This window comes from Tistrella arctica (assembly GCF_039630945.1).
In the GTDB taxonomy this organism is placed as follows: Bacteria; Pseudomonadota; Alphaproteobacteria; order Tistrellales; family Tistrellaceae; genus Tistrella; species Tistrella bauzanensis.
Map to the genome: position 1 here is coordinate 223,882 of NZ_JBBKTV010000001.1, position 19,155 is coordinate 243,036.

The following is a 19,155-nucleotide window of genomic DNA, read 5'->3' on the forward strand; positions in this document are numbered from 1 at the left end:
CTCGAACTCCCTGAGCCTCAGATCCGCATGTCGACGCGCCGGCTGTCGCCAAGGCGCTGATCTGCGGCCGCACTGTCTATGCGGGCGTCGATCTGACCCGTCAGGTCACGATCGTTGGTCATATCGCGGCCGCGCCGGGCTTGGCCGTTGTCGTTGCCGCGGCGGTTGCCGTCACCGGCCAGGCCCGCGAAAGCCTGTTGCTGCTGGTTCTGTCCGGTGTCCTGGCCGAAGCCGGGCTGGCCACCGGCTGCCTGTGCCGACGACCCCTGACTGGTGCCCTGAGCCTGGTTGAAGCCCTGGGTGAGCGAGCGGTCCACGTCATAGCGCAGTGCCCCGGTCTCGACCTTGAACCCCGCCTTCGACAGGCTGCGTTCCAATTCTGCCTGGTCGGCAGTAAGTGCCTCTATCGCCCCGGCATTTTCTGCCGAGAACCGGGCACTCAGCCGGCCCTGCGCGTCGATTTTCATCTCCACCCGGACGCGGCCCAGTTCAGCCGGCATCAGGGTCATCACGAAATGCGTTTCACCGCCGGCCGAGGCCATCCGGGTTCGTGCCGCATCCATATGGGCGGTGACCTGGGCGGCAGGCCGGGGCTGGCCGGACAGGGATTGCTGAAGGATGGCGGCCGTTCCGGCCGGCTGGCTCGCGGTCTGCGGCAGGCCGGCTGCGGGGTTGGAGGTGGCGGAGTTGATGGCGGATACCGATGTCGTCGACGACGAGGTCGACGCAAAGGGCGATGCAAATGCCGTGCCGGTTCCGTCGTTCGCGGACCCGGCAGATGCGCTACCGTCGCTTGCCGGCATCGTCGCGGTGGTGGTCGACCGGTCGCCACGACGGCCGGCGGCCGCATCGCCGTCGGTGACGACGCGGTTGTCCACGGCCGGCCCGGCATTGCCGGACAGGGCCGCGGTGTCAGCCGTCATGCTGTCGTCGAAGCCGGTCATGGCCGACAGGGCGGCGAGGCCTGCCGACATCGGCCGCACGGTTTCGGTCGGCGCGTTGATCCTGCCGGTGGTCTCCATCCGGCCGCCATTGTCGGCCGGGCCAGGCTTCTCAACCGGGCCTGCATTCTCAGCCGGATCGGCGGTGTCGAACCCGCCGGTCATCTGGAACCGGCCGGTAAGGTTCACCGGGCCGTCAACCGCCACTGGGCCTGCGTTGCTGATCGGGCGATCACTGATGATCTGTCCGGCGTTGGCGGTTGGACGGGGGGCATCGGCCGGAACAGGCCGGCTGGCGGGCGCCGGGATATCGGCGTTGGATGCCATGCCGGTAGCCACCATTGTCACGCCGGCCGGTGCCTGTGCGGGGGCCGCTGACGGCGCACCGCTCGGACCCTGCGACCGCGCATGCACATTACTCTGCCTGGGCACGCCATCCTTCCCGAGCACAGGGGCTGTCGCCGCCGCCGCGCCACCCGCCATCAGGCTGGCGCCACGATCGGCGGCTGGGGCGCCGGCTGGGGCGACGGTTGGAATCCCACCTGCCGCGGGGACGCCCGGTGCGGCGCGGCCGGCCGGCCCGGCAGGGGATGACGCCGTCGGCCGGTCCGTCGGCGCACCGCCGGGAGCCAGACTGTCGGCGCCCCGACCGTCGGCGCCTGCGCGCGCGGGTGCCGGTCCGGCATGTGCGGCGCCCTGCCGCTGGTCATCGGTTGACCGGGGTTCGGTGCCGCCGCCGTCGGCAGATGATGTGCCGACTGTCGGGCGGGCGCTGTCGGATGTCATGCCATCGCCTGCAATCGAGGCGGGCTCCACGCCGGCACGCCGGCCGGCCGGGACCGTGATCGCGGCGGCGGCCTGCGGGCGCGGGGCCAGCAGTGACGCGGCGATCTGCATGTCTGGCGTCGTGACCGGCATGGTGGTTTCGGCCGCCGTCTCTGGCTCTGCGCCGGCGCGCGTCTCCCGGCTGGCCACGCTGCCGGACAAGGCCCCGATGTCGGAGCCCGGGCCGGTTGACGGTGCCACGGCCGTCTCGGATGTCACGGCCCCTTCCGGCATCACGACCCTTTCGGGCATCAATGCGCTTTCGGGGATCAATACGCTTTCGGGCATCGATGCGCTGTCCGGCGCCATGCCCTTGTCGGTGCCCATGGGCGATGGAGCCCGATTGGCAGCGGGAGCGGCTGTCCTGAATGCGTCTGTGCCGGTCGCGGTCATGGCGGCTTCGGTATCGGGTGCAACGGCCAGGTCGCCGTCGGACGGCATGGTCGTGGCTTCGAAGGCCGGCGTGCCGCCGGCGACCAGGCGCCCGACCATGCGGCCGGTCCGGTCGCCCAGATCCTGTACCGTGCGGGCGGCGGTATCCACGCTGCGCGCGATACCCGTCCAGGCGATGTTGGTCCAGGCGATGGCGGTTTCGGTCAGACCGGCCATCGCCGGCGGCACCACGGGCGCGGCTGTGGCCGCATTGACCACGGTTGCATCGGGCACTGGGTCTTCAGCCGGTTGGCGGGCTTCCGGCAGGCTGCTGTCGATGGCGGTCTTGGCGGTGTCGATCACCACCGAGGCCCCGACGGCGGCGTGGGCAGCCATATCGGTATCCAGGCCCGGTATCGGTGCATCGTCAGCCCCATCGGCGCCCCCATTCGCCGTGATGTCTGCGGACATGGTGAACCGGACCGGCTCTGCCAGCACCGTATCGGCCTGTGCTGCTTCCGGCTGTTCGGTGGCAGCTTGTCCCGTGACACCGTCTGCACCGCGTGGCGCTGCCGACGCGATGTCATGACGTTCTGTCAGCCGGTCATTCGAGCGACCTGCGGGTGCATCGGTCATCTGCCCGTCTGCGGCACCGGCCGGCGGCCGGGGCATCGATGGCCGTGCGCCATCATCGCCGGACAGCGATGCCGCTCGGGGGCCGGGCTGCGCATCATGGCCGGCACGGGCATCGACAACAGAGCCATCGACGGCAGAAACCTTGGGCTGCGCCGTGCCGAGTATGGCTATGACGACGGGTGCGGCAATCGCGGGTGCCGTGATGATAGGGGCCGCGATGCCGGATGTGACGGAGAAGGGACCGACAGACAGGGGGATGACAGACGGGACGTTGACAGGCGCCGCGTTGACCGACAGCGGGGAAACATCGATCGGCGCGGCGGTCACCGGGGTCGCAACCGCAGTCGCGGCCACAGCGGGTGCCACCTCGGCGCCATCGACCGGCATCGTTGCGGTCGCGGCAGCCGACCATGACGTTGCCTGAGATGCGGCCTGCATGATCTGCGGGGCCGGCATGGCGGGTGCATCTGAAGGCCGGTCGCCCCTGGCCGGCGTCGACATGGCCATGACCACCGGCTTGTCGACCGGTGCCCCGGCGGCGTTGATGTCGACGGGCCGGCCGGGCATTTCTGCGGGGGCGTCGGACATGTCCATGGGCAGATCGGGCGTCTCGACGGGCTGGCCGGGGGCCACCGTCTGCAGGGCTGGACCGCTGTCGCTCGTCGGGGCCGACAGTTTGTGGCGTCCGGTCATCAGGGGCGCCGCGCTCGCCATATCGACGCTCGATGCCAACAGAGCCGCGAATCCGCCCGCGAGGTCGGACGGGGCACCCGCGCGGGGGGGCTGCCCGGGCAGGCGTTCGGTCATCAGGGCAGGCGCGACAGCGGACATGAAGGCAGCTTTCGACCGGGGGGGGCGACGCCTTCAGGTCAGCAAGTCCCATGCCAATGATATGGACCGTGTCAGGGTATTGATCTGGAAAGACAAAAGACTGATGCTCTGGCCTTGCGTCAGCGGATGGAAGACCTTGCGCCCGGCAGGATCTGCCAGCCCGGCAAATCGTGCCGGGTGATCGGGATGCTCAACTGCCGGCCAGGGGCAGGTCGAAGCGGGCGGTGGTTCCCTGGCCGGGCTGGCTGTCCAGCGACAGGCTGCCGCCCTGCAACTCGACCAGCAGCCGGCTGATGGTCAGGCCCAACCCGGTGCCCCGCGGCGCGGTGTCGGTCGCGGGCCGGCTGTGGGCCTGCTCATAGGGGCGCATCAGCCGGCGCAGATCTTCGGGTGAAATCCCGGGCCCGTCATCGCGGACGGCAACCACGAACCGGCCATCCGCCACATGATTGCCCACCCGGACCGTGCCACCCTTCGTCGCATATTTGATGGCATTCGACAGCAGGTTCAGCATCACCTGTTTCAGCGCGCGATCATCGGCAATCACCTGCGGCGAGGGCCGCACCGGTTCCCACGTCACCCGCACCTGCTTTTCGATCGCGAGGCCGCCCACCACGCGGATGGTCTGTGACAGCACCGGGTTCGCGTCCATCGCCTCTGGTGTCACATCATATTTGCCGGCCTCGATCTTCGCCATGTCGAGCAGATCGTTGATGATCGACAACAGGTGGCGGCCGCTGCCGTGGATCGCGTTGAGATAGCCCAGATAGGTATCGTTCCCCACCGGTCCCAGCATCTGCTGCTCCATGACCTCGGCAAAGCCGATGATGGCGGTCAGCGGCGTGCGCAACTCGTGGGTCATCGTCGCCAGGAACAGCGATTTCTGTTGGAACGCGCCTTCGGCCGACAGACGCTGGACGTAATTGTCTTCGGCCAGTCGCACCAGTTCTTCGGCCTGGTGTTCCAGAATACTGCTCTGGTGGGTCAGTTCGGCGTCGTGGGCCGCCAACTGGTCCACGGCTTCAAGCGCATTGGCGGCCGTGCGACCAAGATCGATCACGGTCCGTGCCGCCGTGGCCGAGGTGGCGATCCGGCGCCGGTCGCGGGCGCTCCAGCGCCGGTGGCCCTGGACCAGCAGGACGCCGATGGTGATGCCGTCCTCCGTCAGCAGAGGCGCTGCCAGAACCGGCGTGTGTGCAGCCTCGTCGCTGGATGCGGGCGGCAGATTGAGCTGGATGCATCCGCCGTCGGCCACCGGTGGCAGCGCTGCCGCAAGCGCCTGCAGGCGGCCCCTCACTGCCGTGTCCATCGTTGTCGATGCCAGCGGACGTGGTCCCCGGTCGTCGAACAGGACCAGCAGGCAGTCCGCCCCATCCAGCGTTTCAGCCGTGGCCCCGAGCAGGCCATCAAGCGCCGGTCGGGTTTCCGATCCGACAGCCCTGTACTGCCTGAGTGCATCGCGTTTGCGACGGTCGGACGGCAGATCGGGCATCATGTTTTCCTGTGACACGATCTATCCGTCAGCCGGTGGATGGCTCCGGCAGCGAGGCCGCCAGTGCCACGGTCGACGGTGTCGCGATACCGGTCTCAGGTACGGCGGGCTCACGTATAGCCGGCGGTGGCGACCCTGCCAGTGAATTCACCGTCAGAAGCAGGCTTGTCATGCGCTGATCTCTGATCCCGGCGTCGTCCAGTGCTGCGACACATGACCGCAGATAATCGGCCGACGACCCCAGCTCGCCACGCGCCCGGGCGATGATCCGGGCGGTTTCGATGTCTGGAAGCCGGCCCGCATACCGTTCATGAACCGGGTTGATGACGAAGGCCAGGGCCGGTGTCATCCCGTCTGCGGTGCGGGTCTGCACCCAGCGCGGCACATAGGATGCCGTCAGCATTTCCCGTCGCCAGATCAGCGCCAGCTCGGCCTGCCAATCGGCCGGATCGAGTTGCATCGTCATGGCATTGCACGATCCGCCGCGATCGAGTGCCAGCATCAGACCCGGATCTTCGGGGGTGCCGCGGCCGAAGGGCATCCACAGGCAGAACCGGCGGTGATAGCCCACGAGCCGCGCCGGTCGCCGGGCGGCAATGGCGACACAGGGGTTCCACATCAGCGAGCCATAGCCGAACAACCAGGGCGCGCCGCCCTGAAAGGCGCCTTCCGGCGCCATCGACAAGGTCTCCTCAAGCGAGGCGGCGAGTGCCGCATCGTCGAGCACCCGGACATGCGGATAGAGTGTCGCGAACCGGCGGCGGATAGTATCCGCCTCAAGCATCTCGCGGGTCACGCCGTGCTGGCCGGGGCGGGCCAGATGCTCCACGGCCCCGGCCATGGCCGCATCGTCGAGCACGGTGCCGTCATCTGGTGGCGTCATCCGGATCTTCATCGGTCATGGGCCGCGGCGCCGCGCTGCAGCCGGGATGATCACGCAGCCAACGAGCTCTTGGGGGGCGCCGGCCGCACCATTACAGTATAGCGTCTGCGGGGGCGGGTGTCTCGCGTCGGAGCCCGATCATCGGATTGGTCGCAACCGGAAACGAATAGTACAACAACCTTGCGTCATCGTGCCGCTATCGCTAACAGTTGATCATGACAAGGCCGCTGCGGAGCAGGGGGACGCGTGTCCCGACAGACGGCCACCCAGGAGGAACACATGCCCATGCGTATCGAAGAGGGGGCCGAACTCTGGCGTCCTTCGGCCGAGGATATCGAGGCCGCGCGCATCACCGATTTCATGCGCTGGCTGGGGCGCGAGCGCGGCGTCGAGGTGTCGGATTACGAAAGCCTCCGACGCTGGTCGGTCGATGCCGTCGGGACATTCTGGCAGGCATTGGCCGACTATTTCGGCATCCGGTTTTCAAGCCCCGCCGAAACGCCGCTGGTCAGCGAGGAGATGCCGGGTGCCCGCTGGTTCCCCGGTGCACGGATCAATTATGCCCGCGTCGCCTTCGATCAGGCACGGCCGGGCGAGGTGGCGATCTTCCACCAATCCGAGATCCGGCCGCTGTCGGCGCTGACCTGGGATGAGTTCGAGGTCAAGGTCCGGGCGCTGATGGGCCATCTGCGCGCCATGGGCGTGAAGCCGGGCGACCGGGTCGCCGCCTATCTGCCCAACACGCCGGAAGCTGCCATCGCCTGCCTTGCCGCCACCGGTGTCGGTGCGATCTGGTCGAGCTGCTCGCCTGATTTCGGCACCCGGTCGGTGCTCGATCGCTTCGGGCAGATTCGGCCGAAGGTAGTGTTCGCGGTCGATGGCTATGCCTATGGCGGCAAGCGCTTCGACCGCCGCGCGGTGGTGAAGCAGATCTTCGACGACCTGCCCGATGCCGAGCATCTGGTCTTCCTGCCCTATCTGAACCCGCAGGATCACAGCCTGCCGGTGGAGGGCGCCCATCTCTGGTCGGATCTGGTCGAAGGCCCCGATGCGATGGCGCTGGCCGCGGCCCAGGACTTCGAGGAGGTGCCGTTCGAGCATCCCTTGTGGATCCAGTATTCCAGCGGCACCACAGGTCTGCCCAAGGGCATCGTCCACAGCCATGGCGGTATCGTGCTGGAGCATGTGAAGAGCCATGGTCTCGCGGCCGATATCAAGCCCGGCACCCGTTTCATGTGGTTCACCACCACCGGCTGGACCATGTGGAACAGCCAGCTTTCCGGCCTGCTGGTCGGGGCGACGCTGGTGGTTTACGACGGCAACCCGCTCTGGCCCGACCCGAACCCGCTGTGGCGGCTGGCCGAGAAGACGAAGCTTCAGGTGTTCGGCACCTCGGCCGCCTGGCTGACCGCGCAGGCGGCATCGGGCTCGGAGCCGGGGCGGATGTTCGATCTGAGTGCGCTGCGCTCGATCGGCTCCACCGGTTCTCCCCTGCCGCCGGAAGGCTATGCCTTCGTCTATGACAAGGTGAAGCGTGATCTGTGGTTGAACGCGATCAGCGGCGGCACCGATACCTGTGCGGCCTTTGTCGGCGGCGCGCCGATCCTGCCGGTGAATGCCGGCGAGATGCAGGCCCGGTGCCTCGCCTGCGATGTCGGCGCGCTGGACGATGAGGGCCGCGAGATGATCGACGCGGTCGGCGAACTGGTGATCCGCAAGCCGATGCCGTCGATGCCGATCATGTTCTGGAACGATCCCGACGGCACCCGCTATCGCGAGAGCTATTTCGAGATGTATCCCGGCTGGTGGCGCCATGGCGACTTCCTGAAGATCACGCCGCGCGGCACGGCGGTGATCTATGGCCGGTCCGACAGCACGCTGAACCGCCACGGCATCCGCATCGGCACGGCCGAGGTCTATCGGGTGGTCGATACCCTGCCGGGGGTGCAGGACAGCCTGATCATCAATCTGGATCTGCCCCATGGCCGGTTCTTCATGCCGCTGTTCGTGGCGCTGAAGGATGGCGCGGTTCTAAACGATGCCCTGCGCGACCGCATCCGCCGCGAGATCCGCGAGGCCTGCTCGCCGCGCCATGTGCCGGACGTGATCGTGGCGATCCCGGAGGTGCCCTACACCCTGACCGGCAAGAAGATCGAGGTGCCGGTCAGGCGTATCCTGATGGGCATGGCGATCGAGAAGGCCGCCAATCCGGGCGCGATGCGCAACCCGCACAGCCTCGACTTCTTCGTCGACTATGCCGAGGAGGTCCGCCGCCGCATCCGCGAGGCGGACGAGGCCGCCGCCTGAGCCGATCCGGCCGACATCAACGCCCCGGTCGGCGGGCTTTCCGTATCAGACGGATGCCGGCCGGCCGGGACGATCAGCCTGCGTTCCGTGAGGCACAGGCCTCGCTTCGGTCAAGGGCCGGCGCCAGTGCCAGATAGCTTGCCTCGACCGCGTTGACGGCTCGCGCCAGACTGGTCAATGCGGTGATCAGGAGACTCTGCCCGGTGCTTTTGTCGTTGGTTGCCGCCACCGCTTTCGCCGCCGCGTCCGTCGCTCCGCTGGCCGCCGCCACTGTGGCTGCCGGCGTGCCGGCGGCATCGCCCGCCGCGGCGGCCGTCTGCGTTGCCGATCTCTGGAGGCCCGCAAGCAGTGACTGATAGTCGATGTCGCGGCCGGCGCGGACCCTTTTGGGTATGTCGACATAGATCTGCTGCAAGGCTGCGGTCAGGCGGGATCGATGGTTTGCCCATGCCTTGCGCTCGTCAATGACGATCATGTTCAGTGCGTCGGCCCGTTCCAGAACGCTTGCCAGAACCCGAACCGTGCCTGCATCCGGCGCGGTGTCATAAACGTGGCGTGCAAAGGCCGTCGCGTCGCTCAACGTGCCGGCCGCGTTGTTGAAGGCAGTCCACGCGGCATGGGCCTGGCTGTTGATGACCTGCGTTGCCTCATAGGCGCGCGCGCGGTCCCGAGCCTTGGCGGCCTCGGGCGTCCCTGCGGCGCGCGCGGCCATATCTGACGCCGATCGGGCAAGCTCGTCGCCAAGTGCTGTGCTGGAGTAGGGTGGGAAGTGCAGCGCTTCCGTCGTGAAGCAATTGAGGGCGGCGACGCCGGAAATATAGATCAGCGGCAGTCCTGGCGGGGCCAGGAAGTCACGTGTCGTTGTCAGAAGACCTGCGGTCAGGCCCGTCGCGATGCTCAGGTCGGCTGGTGCGCCGAAGGCGAGCGTCGCGACTGTTCCGCCGGCAAGACCGATCAGCGCCGCTGTATAGCGGTCGGAGACAATGGCGGACTCGGTGTAATTCGCGTTCCAGGTGGTCGCGGTCTTCCTTGCCGACCAGATCAGATCCGACACTTCGTATGACGCGGTGGCCAATGGCTGGGGAGTCTCAGGTATCTGCTGGATATTCGGCACATATACGCCAGTGCAGCCGGCAAGCCCCAGCCCCATCAAACCCGCCGCAATGAACCCCTTCACTGAATGTGACCAGCCATGCGGCATTGTTCATCCTTTGATTATGTCCCCGCATAATTACCTATTATGGATGAGAATCAAGGCTTTCGATTGGCAAGGTGTATACATGAGGTCTGCCGCATGGAGCGATGATGCCGCTTGCGCCGCGGCGCCGGCACCTTACACTCGGCGGCCATGGTCGATTTCCGCAGCCTTGAGAGCTTTGTCTGGATCGCCCGCCTTGGCAGTTTCCGTGCCGCGGCGGACAAGCTGAATGCGGCCCAGCCCTCGGTCTCGGCGCGGATCGCCAAGCTTGAGCTGGAACTGGGCGTGCAACTGTTCGATCGCAGCGCCCGCAATGTCGCTCTGACTCCCAAGGGGCGGGTGTTGCTGGATTATGCCGAGCGGCTGCTGGGCCTCAGGGCATCGATGCTGTCGGCGGTGGCCGATATCTCGGTGCTGGGGGGCACCGTGCGGATGGGAGCGGCCGAGACCATCGTTCATACCTGGCTGCCGAAGCTGATCGAGCGGATCCACAAGCGGTTTCCGGGGGTGACCCTGGAGCTTGAGGTCGATACCTCGCTGAACCTGCGTGACGGGCTGGTCAATCGCGGCCTGGACATCGCCTTCCTGCTGGGGCCGGTCAGCCAGCCGACGATCCAGAACCGGCCGCTGTGTTCCTATCCGCTGGCCTGGGTGGCCAGCCCCCGGCTGGGTCTGCCGCAGAGTGCCGCGGTGTCGATCGAGACCCTGTCGACCTGGCCGATCATCACCTATCCGCGGCTCAGCCGGCCCTATATCGCGATCCAGGAGCTGATGAACGGTCTGCCGGGTCGGCGGCCACGGATCTATGGCTCCAGCTCGCTTGCAACCATCGTGCGGATGACCCTGGACGGCATCGGGATCAGCGCCATTCCGCCGCGCATCGTGCGCGATGAACTGGCCTCCGGCGCGCTGCATGTGGTGAAGACCGATGCGGTGGCGATGCTGCCGGGCATGGACTTCACCGTGTCTTATCAGGCCCAGGCCGACACGCCCCTGGCCCGTGCCATTGCCGAGGCCGCGATCGAGATTGCGGCCGGGGATGCCGATCGCTGATCGGCGTGTCAGCCACAGGTTCAGCCACAGGGCGGCGCTGCCGGCAGGCCGCCTGTCCTTGATGGATGCGATCGCTTCAGCTTTCGTCAATCTATTCAAGACAGAATGAAACATCGTCAATGGCAGGCATGGTCATGCCGCGGCCATATGGACCCGCACAATGTTGCCGAGGGCCCTGATCATGAACAGCCCCGATATCGCGTGGCGCCGCACGCATTTTTCACTGGCGGCGCTGTTCGAAGCACTGCCCGTTGCGGCGGTGTTCGTCGATCCCGAAGGGCGTATCGCCGCGGCCAACCAGGCGGCGGCAGACATCGAGGGCAAGTCGATCGACGACGTGCTCGGCCAACGGATCAGTGACATTCATGCCGAGGCCGGTCGTCATGTGCTGCGCAATCTGTGGCTGACCGAAGCGGGCCTGCCGGTTCCCGACCATGAACTCGTGATACACGACGTCACCTATCAGGTCTCGGTCCGGGCCGTGCGCAATGAAGCGGGAGGGCTTATCGGGCTGCTGGCGACGCTGACCGACATCACCTTGCAGAAACGGACCGAGCGCCGGCTGTCGGAGGCCAACCGCCGGCTGAAGGCCTATGCCTGGGAAGATCACCTGACCGGCGTGCCGAGTCGGCGTTATCTTGATGCGGCGCTGACCCGCGAGGTGCGGCGCAGCGCCCGCGATGGCCGGCCGCTGTCGGTGGCGATGCTCGACATCGACCACTTCAAGTCATTCAACGATCTCTATGGCCATCCGGCCGGCGATGTGTGCCTGAGGCAGGTGGCCCAGGCCGCGGCCGTGGCCGTCAGGCGGGGGGCGGACGAGGTGTGCCGCTATGGCGGCGAGGAGTTCCTGGCCATCCTGCCCGATACGGCCGGGGCCGCGGCGGCACATGTCGCCGAATTGATCCGTGCGGCGGTCGAGGCGCTGGCCATCCCCCATCAGGGCGAACCGTCCGGTCATCTGACCATCAGCCTGGGTGTGGCCAGCCTGCGGCCCACCGGCCAGGGATCGCGCCGCGACCGCGACAGTCTGATCGCGCAGGCCGACGAGGCGCTGTATGCCGCCAAGTCCGCGGGCCGCAACCGGGTGGCGGTGTATCAGCCATCGACCAGCGAGGCCGGTGCCACACGGGCATGAACCGGCGCGTCTTGAGCATGGGATCCGACGCCGTTCTCACCGCTTGACAGATATTCCTCTAGCCGGGCCGGATGTTCAGCCTTGTGCTGCCATAGCTTTGGCTCCTTGTATGTGTTCCGTCGGATGCCGCCCTGCGGATGCTGGCCGGTCCTTCTGGTCGCGAGCGATGTGTTCCATGGCATTGGCGGATCGATTTTCTGGCGTTTCTGGCAGCGTCGACGGGCCGTGTTGGGGTTGAGCCGGACCGGCAATCTGTCGATTCTGATAGGGATCAAGTATCGCCTGTTCTTCGGCGAGGCACTCGGCGTCGTGGCGCCGGTCGCCGGGGGCGGCATCAGTGAGGTGGCGGACGTCATCCTACCGGCCGGCTTGTCGTTCTACACGCTGCTGACCATCGGCTATACCATCGATGTCTATCGCCGCCGATTCCGGACGGAACCCCATCTTGGCTATTTCGCGTTCTATGTCGCCTATTTCCCCCAGCGTGTCGCCGGGCCGATCGAACGCGCGGGTCGCCTGCTGCCGCAGTTTCGCGCCTTTGCCTCTTCAGCAGTCCGCTGGCTGGTTGCTGTCATAGCAATCTGAGGCGGCATGCCGGCTTGGATGTTGCTGCTTCACCATAGCCGACGCGGGACCATAATTTCCGTCAACACCTTCTCGATGGGCACGACCGTCAAATAGCCGATTGTCAGAGGAATGGGCGTCTTCGTCACCCAGTTCGCACCGACCATTTTTGTCGACCGGAAAGAGCTGTAACAGGCGGTGCCCAATGCTTCCAACTCCCTCCAGCAGTTCGCCAAGCGAGCGCTGAAAGCCCAGCCTGTCGGAGAAAGAGCCATCGTCGCCGAGGTCACCGAGGTCGCGCAGGAAGTCAAAGATGTTCGCGGCGACCTTCTTCGCGTCCTCTGCAATCGCCTCGTCGGCATGGAAGAGATAGGCGTTACCCTCATAGGCGATTCGGGCTAGGTACCAGACTCAATCACACCCAGAAGGCGATGACGGCTGCAAGAGCCACGGCCGAGAGGAAGTTGGCCGCAAGCTTGTCGTAGCGGGTTGCGACACGCCTGAAGTCCTTGAGGCGGCAGAAAGCGTTCTCGACGAGATGGCGATTGCGATAGCGCTTCCGGTCATACGGCACTTTGCGTTTTCGGTTTGTCCGCCCCGGGATCACCGGAACCGGGCAGATGCGGTTCGAGCCGCGCCCACTGTTCGTCCGACAACCAGAAAAGCTGAGACATCGTGTTCCTCGTGGCTATAGGCCACTGGAATCACATATTGATCTCATTATCAAGATGTTGGTTGGGTTTTAACCCTAGGTGTTCAGTCCCGCAGTGTGATGACGTAGAGGTTTCGTTGACACTACGGGACTGAACATCTAAGCCGCCTGCCGGATCAGGTCGTGGACGAAGCGCAGCTTGTCGATCACCCGCGGTGCCAGAACGAAGGGATACAGGTCGGGCTGGCCCATGCTTCGGTTCAAGCTGTTGACCGCATAGGTCAACGGCAGCCAGGCGTCGATCAGGCTGTCGAAATCGCGCTGGCGATAGGCGTCGAAATCGATGGCCACATCGGCCGGGGCGGTCGGGTCCAGAATGTTGCGCGGCTTCAGATGCAGGCCATGGACATGGGCGGTTTCCAGCGTGTCGACGATGTGCAGGTAATGCGCCCAGGTTTCGGCGAAATCCTCCCAGGGGTGAGAGGCGGCATAGGTGCTGACAAAGGTCGTCTGCCAATCGGTCGGCGGGCCTTCATTGTAGTTGCGGGCGAGTGCCTCGCCATAATCCTCGCGTTCGTCGCCGAACATCTCGCGGAAGGTGTCGAGCCGGCCGCCGCCATTGCCCATCCCGTCCCGCACCAGCCGGTCCCAATAGAAGTGGCCGATCTCGTGGCGGAAATGGCCGAGCAGGGTGCGATAGGGCTCGCCCATCGTCCGCCTGACGCGTTCCCGCTGGGCATCGTCGGCTTCGGCGACGTTGATGGTGATCAGGCCGTCGGCATGGCCGGTCATCACCTTTGGCGCCTCGGGGCCGTGATGCGGGGCATCGGCCAGGAAATCGAAGGCGAGGCCGATGGCGGCATCTTCCCACTTCGCCGCGACCGGCAGCCCCAGCCGCAGCAGCCCGTACACCAGCCGGTGTTTCGCCGCTTCAAGCTTCCGCCACGCCTCGACATTTGCCGGAACGGACAGATCGGGCACGGTGCGGTTCAGCCGGCAGGCCTTGCAATAGGGATGCGGGCTGCTGAGCGGTACCATCCAGTTGCAGGCATCATGGGCGGCATTGGCGCAGAAGCGGAACATCTGGTCGGGGGCGGCCAGCGGACGCCACCGCCCGTCGCCCTCGTCTTCAAGGGAACTCATGGTGGTGCTGTCCGGCAGGTAGCCCAGCCGATGACCGCAGCGCACACAGGTGATGTTTTCGAAGAACAGCGTCTGGCTGCAGTTCTGGCAGGCGAAGAGTTTCATTCAGGAGCCGATCGGAGCGGGGGACATCCAGACTATCTTGGATAGCTTCCCATCAGAGCGGGTGCAACAGCCCGTCGTCAAGCGATCCGGTGTGGCACGTGCATGTTCGGTGCCGACCCGGTCATCATGGCGGCGCCGGTGCCCGCGCCGGGGTTGTGCGGATGCCCGGCCGTGCCGCCTGTCCAGCCCGACAGGCGGCACAGATTGGCGATCATCGCGGGCCCCGCGCCGTCATGCAGGCTGAGCAGGCTTTCCGGGTGGAACTGCACCGCGCGGATCGGCAGACTCCTGTGGCGCAGGGCCATCACGATGCCGGCATCGTCCACGGCCGTTGCTTCCAGGCAGGCGGGCAGGCGGGCCGCATAGAGCGAATGATACCGGCCGACGGTGATGTCGTCGGGCAGGCCGTCGAACAGCAGGTCGGGCATCAGTCGTCGGATCCGGGAGGGCTTGCCATGCATCGGCACCGCCAGCCGGCCCAGTTCGCCGCCGAAATACTCCACGATCCCCTGCAGGCCCAGGCAGACGCCGAACACTGGAACGCCTGCCTGAAGCAGCAGTTCCAGTGTCCGGCTCATCGCGAAATCGGCCGGCCGGCGCGGACCCGGCGACAGCACCGCCAGATCGGGCTTCATCCGCCGGGGCAGGTCGGCATCGATCGGGCTGCGAAAGGTGATGGTGTCGGCGCCGGTGCCGCGCAGATAGCCCGACAGGGTATGCACGAAGCTGTCTTCATGGTCGACCAGCAGGATTTTCAGGCCGCGCCCGGGATAAGCCGGCACCACCGGCCGATGATCCTGGTCGGGCCGTTCCAGCACATCGATCATCGCCGAGGCCTTCAGCACCGTTTCGGCCTCTTCGGCGGCGGGTTCGCTGTCGAACAGCAAGGTGGCGCCGGCGCGGACCTCGGCGATGCCGCCCCTGACGCGGATCGTGCGCAGGGTCAGCCCGGTGTTCATGTCGCCGTCGAAGCCGATGCGGCCGATGGCGCCGCCATACCAGGCGCGCGGGCTGTGCTCATGCGCCTCGATCCAGCTCATCGCCGCACGCTTGGGCGCGCCGGTCACGGTGACCGCCCAGCAATGGCTGAGAAAGGCGTCGATGGCGTCGTAGCCCTCCGCCAGCATGCCCTCGACATGGTCGACCGTGTGGATCAGGCGCGAATACATCTCGATCTGGCGGCGGCCGACGATCCGCACGCTGCCGGGCACCGAAACCCGCGACTTGTCGTTGCGGTCGACATCGGTGCACATGGTCAGCTCGGCCTCTTCCTTGGCCGAGGCGAGCAGGGTGCGGATGCGGTCGGCATCTTCCATGGCATCGCGGCCGCGGGCGATGGTGCCGGAAATCGGACAGGTCTCGATCCGCCGGCCGGTGACCCGGACATACATTTCCGGGCTGGCACCGACCAGATGCTCCGACCGGCCCAGATTGATCAGAAAGCCATAGGGTGCCGGGTTGCGGCGGCGCAGGCGGCGGAACAGTTCCGACGGCGGCGTGGCCGCCGGCCGGCGGAACACCCGCCCCGGCACCACCTCGAACAGATTGCCGGCGGCGAATTCCGGCAGCGCCCGTTCGACCAGGGTTGCATAGGCGCCCGGTGCCATGTCGTCGGCGGCGGCATTGGCCGGGGGCGGGGCGGGGGCGTCCTCGGGCACCGTGCGGGGCAGGCCGTCGGTCGTCACGCCGTCGACGGTGAACTCATAGCTGATCAGCGACGCCCGGCGGGCGGCGTGATCGACCGAGATCAGCCGGTCGGGCAGATAGAGCACGATGTCGCGATGGTCCGACATCCGCTTCTGGTGCAGCGGGATCCGCTCGAACGCCAGGGCGATGTCATAGCCGAAGGCGCCATACAACCCCAGATGGCCGTCCTCGCGGCTGTCGAACAGGGCGGTGATCGCCCGGATCGCCGAGAACGCCGAAGGCTGGCGGCTGCGGGCCTCTTCCGGAAAATCGGCCGGGCTGTCCATGATCCGCGCGGTCACCTGGATGTCGTCGACGACGATGCCGGTGACGTCCGGATGGTCGGCCAGCGCCCGGGTGATCGCCGGCAGCAGCACCTGTCCGCGCGCGTTCAGCGCCCGCATTTCCACCTCGGCGCCGCTCAGCCCGCTCATGCGGGCGGTGAACACCAGCGGCGGATCGGTGAAACCGATGTCATAGCAGACATAGCGGCCGGGATAATCATAGGACGATGCCAGCAGCACGCCGGGCCGGGTGTCGAGCGCGTCGATCAGGGGCTCGATCGCGGTCTCATGCGGCAGCGGCTCGATCTGGCGGCGGACGGTGATGCCGCCGGCCGTGCGCCAGCTGTGCAGATCCGGGGCGGTGGTCGGGGTGGTGGCGGGCATGGTCTGGCGTCTCTCCTCAAGGGTCCGGATCGGCGATGGCTGACGGCGATGGCGGGCGGAGGAGCGAGGCGGGCGGACCGGTCGATCCGGTCCAGACGGCAGAACGGCCGCGCCCGTATCTCTCCGGGGCGGCCTTAGCGATCAGTTCGGATGATCACGTGTGTGCTGGGCGGCCCCGATCAGACGGGGCGCCACCAATGACGGCTGAAGCTGGCGGGCCGCAAGGCTGCGGCAGGCATGACGATGATCATGGCATCAGCATTGCGCGCCGCGATCTGCCCGTCAAGCCCGTACCGCCGGCGGCAACCGGCGCATGCGACAGCCCTGCGACATCGCCGGGCTTGCACTTCCTTCATATCTTCATATATTCAAAGGTATGAAGATAGAAGCGATGACAGAGACCGCCGAGCGGGTCGCCCTGCTGATGAAGACGCTGTCGCATCCGAAGCGTCTGCTGATCCTGTGCAATCTGGTCGAAGGCGAACGATCGGTCGGCGACCTCGCCCGGCTGACGGCGATGCGTGAAACCGCGGTATCGCAGCAACTGGCCCTGCTGCGCCGGGAGGGGCTGGTCGCCACTCGGCGCGAGGCGCAGAGCATCCTGTATCGCCTCGACCGGCCGGATGTGGCGTCGCTGCTGGGGTTCCTGTACGCGACCTATTGCGCCGACCCGCCGGCGTGACCGGCGAATCCGACCGTTGAACAATTGAGGCTGTCCACCAAGGAGCCGCGCCGATGACACCCGACATGATCCAGATCTGGCTGATCGCGCTGGCCGGTGGCGCGCTGATCGGTCTGGCCGCCGTGTGGCTGATGCTGTTTCAGGGCCGCATCATGGGCATCAGCGGCATCCTGGCGGCGCTGTTGCCGCCGGCACCGGCCGGGGCTGGCGATCGCGGCTGGCGCGTGGCCTTCCTGGTCGGGCTGGTGCTGGGACCGGTCGTGGTTGCGGCCGTTACCGGTGGCAATCCGGTGGGGGCGCCGGTGGTGTCGCCGCCGATGCTGATCCTGGCCGGGCTGCTGGTCGGCATGGGCACGGTGTTGGGATCGGGCTGCACCAGCGGCCATGGTGTCTGCGGCCTGTCGCGGCTGTCGCTGCGCTCTCTGGCGGCCACGCTCACCTTCATGGCGACCGGTGCCGCAACGGTTTTCGTCGTCCGGCATCTGATCTGAACCGATGCCCACCTGATCCCCACTTGCGCCCACCTGACCTATTCCCTGGCCCGCGCCGCGACAGCAGGAGACTGATATGCGCTCTCTCATCTCCGGGTTGATATCCGGCCTGATCTTCGGTGCCGGCCTGGCACTTGCCGGCATGACCGATCCGGCGGTGGTTCTGGGTTTCCTGGATGTTGCCGGCGCGTGGAATCCGGCTCTGGCCTTTGTCATGGGCGGGGCGGTGATCGTGACCTTCGCGGGCTATCGGCTGGTGCGCCGCCGTGGCCGGCCGGTCCTTGCCGCCAGTTTCTCGTGGCCCACGGCCACGCAGATCGACCGCCGCCTGATCGGTGGTGCTGCCCTGTTCGGCATCGGCTGGGGGCTGGCCGGCTATTGTCCGGGCCCGGCCGTCGCCTCGCTGGGGTCGGGCGCGCCGGGGGTGGTGGCCTTCGTGGTGGCGATGCTGTTCGGCATGGTGCTGATGCGGATGATCGCCCGTGGCCGCCAGGTCGGCGCCCGCATCGCCCGCAGCGGCTGATTGCCGCTTCCGCCACGCGGTCCGGCCCGTCTTTTCCCGAATTTTCAAGGTGATGTCGATGATTCTCGCCTCGACCGGAACCAGCCTGCAACCCCAGGTCGACAGCCTGTTCGACCCTGCCACCAACACCGTGTCGCATATCGTGATCGATCCGGCATCAGGTCATGCCGCGGTGGTCGATCCGGTTCTGGATTACGACCCGGCCGCGGGCCGGACGGCGACCACCTCGGCGGATGCGCTGATCGGCCGGGTGCGGGATCGGGGGCTGACGGTCGACTGGATTCTGGAAACCCATGTTCATGCCGATCATCTGTCGGCCGCACCCTATGTGCGGGCGGCGCTGGGCGGGCGGATCGGCATCGGGGATGGCATCCGCACGGTTCAGACCGTGTTCGGCAAGGCCTTCAATGCCGGCGTCGATTTCGCCCGCGACGGCAGCCAGTTCGACCATCTGTTCGCCGATGGCGAGGCGTTTGCGGTGGGGGGCATCCAGGCGCGGGCGATCCACACCCCCGGCCATACCCCGGCCTGCATGACCTATCTGATCGGCGATGCCGGCTTCGTCGGCGACACGCTGTTCATGCCCGATTACGGCACCGCGCGCTGCGACTTTCCCGGTGGTGATGCCCGGCAGCTCTATCGCTCGATCCGGCGGCTGTTCGATCTGCCCGACGCGACCCGGTTGTTCATGTGCCACGACTATCTGCCCGAGGGGCGCAGCGATTATGTCTGGCAGACCACGGTCGGTGCCGAGCGGGCGGGCAACATCCATGTCCGTGACGGCATCAGCGAGGATGACTTCGTGGCGATGCGTCAGGCACGCGACGCGACGCTGGGCATGCCGCGGCTGATCCTGCCCTCGGTGCAGGTGAACATGCGCGCCGGCCGGATGCCGGAGCCGGAAGATAACGGGGTCTCCTATCTCAAGATCCCGGTCAATCTGTTCTGACCGTCAACGCATGGTC

General features: G+C 66.8%; 15 protein-coding genes and 1 pseudogene. 9 read left to right on the forward strand and 7 right to left on the reverse strand.

Going from position 1 to position 19,155, the window contains the following annotated elements; genetic code table 11:
- Positions 1-17: 17 nt before the first annotated feature.
- From WG924_RS01025 to WG924_RS01035, 3 genes are all read right to left on the reverse strand, one after another.
- Positions 18-3,467 (reverse strand): flagellar hook-length control protein FliK, encoded by a 3,450-nt coding sequence (locus WG924_RS01025; RefSeq protein WP_345930956.1) that lies wholly within the window; start codon positions 3,465-3,467, stop codon positions 18-20.
- 328 nt (positions 3,468-3,795) lie between these two features.
- Entirely contained in the window at positions 3,796-5,097 is a 1,302-nt protein-coding gene (locus tag WG924_RS01030; protein ID WP_345930957.1) for a sensor histidine kinase, read from the reverse strand.
- 28 nt (positions 5,098-5,125) lie between these two features.
- On the reverse strand, positions 5,126-5,980 hold the full coding sequence (locus WG924_RS01035; RefSeq protein ID WP_345930958.1) for a gamma-glutamylcyclotransferase: 855 nt from the start codon (positions 5,978-5,980) through the stop codon (positions 5,126-5,128).
- 279 nt (positions 5,981-6,259) lie between these two features.
- Between WG924_RS01035 and WG924_RS01040 the strand changes: the two genes are divergently transcribed.
- Positions 6,260-8,287, forward strand: a complete 2,028-nt coding sequence (locus tag WG924_RS01040; protein ID WP_345930959.1) for an acetoacetate--CoA ligase — start codon at positions 6,260-6,262, stop codon at positions 8,285-8,287.
- A gap of 73 nt (positions 8,288-8,360) precedes the next feature.
- Here WG924_RS01040 and WG924_RS01045 read toward each other — a convergent pair whose 3' ends face one another.
- Positions 8,361-9,488: a hypothetical protein gene (locus WG924_RS01045; protein ID WP_345930960.1), complete on the reverse strand. Its 1,128-nt coding sequence runs from the start codon at positions 9,486-9,488 to the stop codon at positions 8,361-8,363.
- Between the two features lie 111 nt (positions 9,489-9,599).
- On the opposite strand from WG924_RS01045, the gene WG924_RS01050 reads away from it, so the two are divergent.
- The 4 genes from WG924_RS01050 to WG924_RS01065 all read left to right on the forward strand — a co-directional run bounded on the left by WG924_RS01050 (position 9,600) and on the right by WG924_RS01065 (position 12,642).
- The gene (locus WG924_RS01050) at positions 9,600-10,538 is read left to right on the forward strand and encodes a LysR family transcriptional regulator (protein ID WP_345930961.1); all 939 of its coding nucleotides are present in this window, start codon (positions 9,600-9,602) and stop codon (positions 10,536-10,538) included.
- Positions 10,539-10,719: 181 nt separating this feature from the next.
- A complete protein-coding gene (locus WG924_RS01055; RefSeq protein WP_345930962.1) occupies positions 10,720-11,676 on the forward strand; it encodes a GGDEF domain-containing protein in 957 nt (318 codons plus the stop codon).
- A 234-nt stretch (positions 11,677-11,910) separates the two neighbouring features.
- On the forward strand, positions 11,911-12,261 hold the full coding sequence (locus WG924_RS01060) for an MBOAT family O-acyltransferase (protein WP_345930964.1): 351 nt from the start codon (positions 11,911-11,913) through the stop codon (positions 12,259-12,261).
- 177 nt (positions 12,262-12,438) lie between these two features.
- The gene (locus WG924_RS01065) at positions 12,439-12,642 is read left to right on the forward strand and encodes a hypothetical protein (RefSeq protein WP_345930965.1); all 204 of its coding nucleotides are present in this window, start codon (positions 12,439-12,441) and stop codon (positions 12,640-12,642) included.
- Between the two features lie 13 nt (positions 12,643-12,655).
- Here the strand turns inward: WG924_RS01065 and WG924_RS01070 are convergent.
- The 3 genes and pseudogenes from WG924_RS01070 to WG924_RS01080 all read right to left on the reverse strand — a co-directional run.
- Positions 12,656-12,850: pseudogene (locus WG924_RS01070) on the reverse strand (transposase); the annotation flags it as partial.
- A gap of 201 nt (positions 12,851-13,051) precedes the next feature.
- Positions 13,052-14,140, reverse strand: a complete 1,089-nt coding sequence (locus WG924_RS01075) for a zinc-binding metallopeptidase family protein (RefSeq protein ID WP_345930966.1) — start codon at positions 14,138-14,140, stop codon at positions 13,052-13,054.
- A 77-nt stretch (positions 14,141-14,217) separates the two neighbouring features.
- Complete coding sequence (locus tag WG924_RS01080; RefSeq protein WP_345930967.1) at positions 14,218-16,494, reverse strand: anthranilate synthase component I; 2,277 nt, start codon at positions 16,492-16,494, stop codon at positions 14,218-14,220.
- Positions 16,495-16,885: 391 nt separating this feature from the next.
- Here WG924_RS01080 and WG924_RS01085 point away from each other — a divergent pair, with 391 nt between their 5' ends.
- From WG924_RS01085 to WG924_RS01100, 4 genes are all read left to right on the forward strand, one after another.
- Positions 16,886-17,176, forward strand: coding sequence for an ArsR/SmtB family transcription factor (locus WG924_RS01085; protein WP_229707986.1), 291 nt, complete (start codon positions 16,886-16,888; stop codon positions 17,174-17,176).
- Between the two features lie 53 nt (positions 17,177-17,229).
- Positions 17,230-17,667, forward strand: a complete 438-nt coding sequence (locus WG924_RS01090) for a YeeE/YedE family protein (protein WP_188577471.1) — start codon at positions 17,230-17,232, stop codon at positions 17,665-17,667.
- A gap of 76 nt (positions 17,668-17,743) precedes the next feature.
- The gene (locus WG924_RS01095; RefSeq protein ID WP_345930968.1) at positions 17,744-18,190 is read left to right on the forward strand and encodes a DUF6691 family protein; all 447 of its coding nucleotides are present in this window, start codon (positions 17,744-17,746) and stop codon (positions 18,188-18,190) included.
- Positions 18,191-18,242: 52 nt separating this feature from the next.
- Positions 18,243-19,139 carry an MBL fold metallo-hydrolase gene (locus tag WG924_RS01100; protein WP_345930969.1) on the forward strand — a complete coding sequence of 299 codons (897 nt, stop codon included), beginning with the start codon at positions 18,243-18,245 and terminating at the stop codon, positions 19,137-19,139.
- Positions 19,140-19,155 lie beyond the last annotated feature (16 nt).

Excerpts from the sequence above, each read along its gene's own strand:
- WG924_RS01025 (WP_345930956.1), bottom strand. The coding sequence starts at position 3,467 with ATGACCGGACGCCACAAACTGTCGGCCCCGACGAGCGACAGCGGTCCA.
- WG924_RS01030 (WP_345930957.1), bottom strand. The coding sequence starts at position 5,097 with ATGCCCGATCTGCCGTCCGACCGTCGCAAACGCGATGCACTCAGGCAG.
- WG924_RS01035 (WP_345930958.1), bottom strand. The coding sequence starts at position 5,980 with ATGACGCCACCAGATGACGGCACCGTGCTCGACGATGCGGCCATGGCC.
- WG924_RS01040 (WP_345930959.1), top strand. The coding sequence starts at position 6,260 with ATGCCCATGCGTATCGAAGAGGGGGCCGAACTCTGGCGTCCTTCGGCC.
- WG924_RS01045 (WP_345930960.1), bottom strand. The coding sequence starts at position 9,488 with ATGCCGCATGGCTGGTCACATTCAGTGAAGGGGTTCATTGCGGCGGGT.
- WG924_RS01055 (WP_345930962.1), top strand. The coding sequence starts at position 10,720 with ATGAACAGCCCCGATATCGCGTGGCGCCGCACGCATTTTTCACTGGCG.
- WG924_RS01075 (WP_345930966.1), bottom strand. The coding sequence starts at position 14,140 with ATGAAACTCTTCGCCTGCCAGAACTGCAGCCAGACGCTGTTCTTCGAA.
- WG924_RS01080 (WP_345930967.1), bottom strand. The coding sequence starts at position 16,494 with ATGCCCGCCACCACCCCGACCACCGCCCCGGATCTGCACAGCTGGCGC.
- WG924_RS01085 (WP_229707986.1), top strand. The coding sequence starts at position 16,886 with ATGACAGAGACCGCCGAGCGGGTCGCCCTGCTGATGAAGACGCTGTCG.
- WG924_RS01090 (WP_188577471.1), top strand. The coding sequence starts at position 17,230 with ATGACACCCGACATGATCCAGATCTGGCTGATCGCGCTGGCCGGTGGC.
- WG924_RS01095 (WP_345930968.1), top strand. The coding sequence starts at position 17,744 with ATGCGCTCTCTCATCTCCGGGTTGATATCCGGCCTGATCTTCGGTGCC.
- WG924_RS01100 (WP_345930969.1), top strand. The coding sequence starts at position 18,243 with ATGTCGATGATTCTCGCCTCGACCGGAACCAGCCTGCAACCCCAGGTC.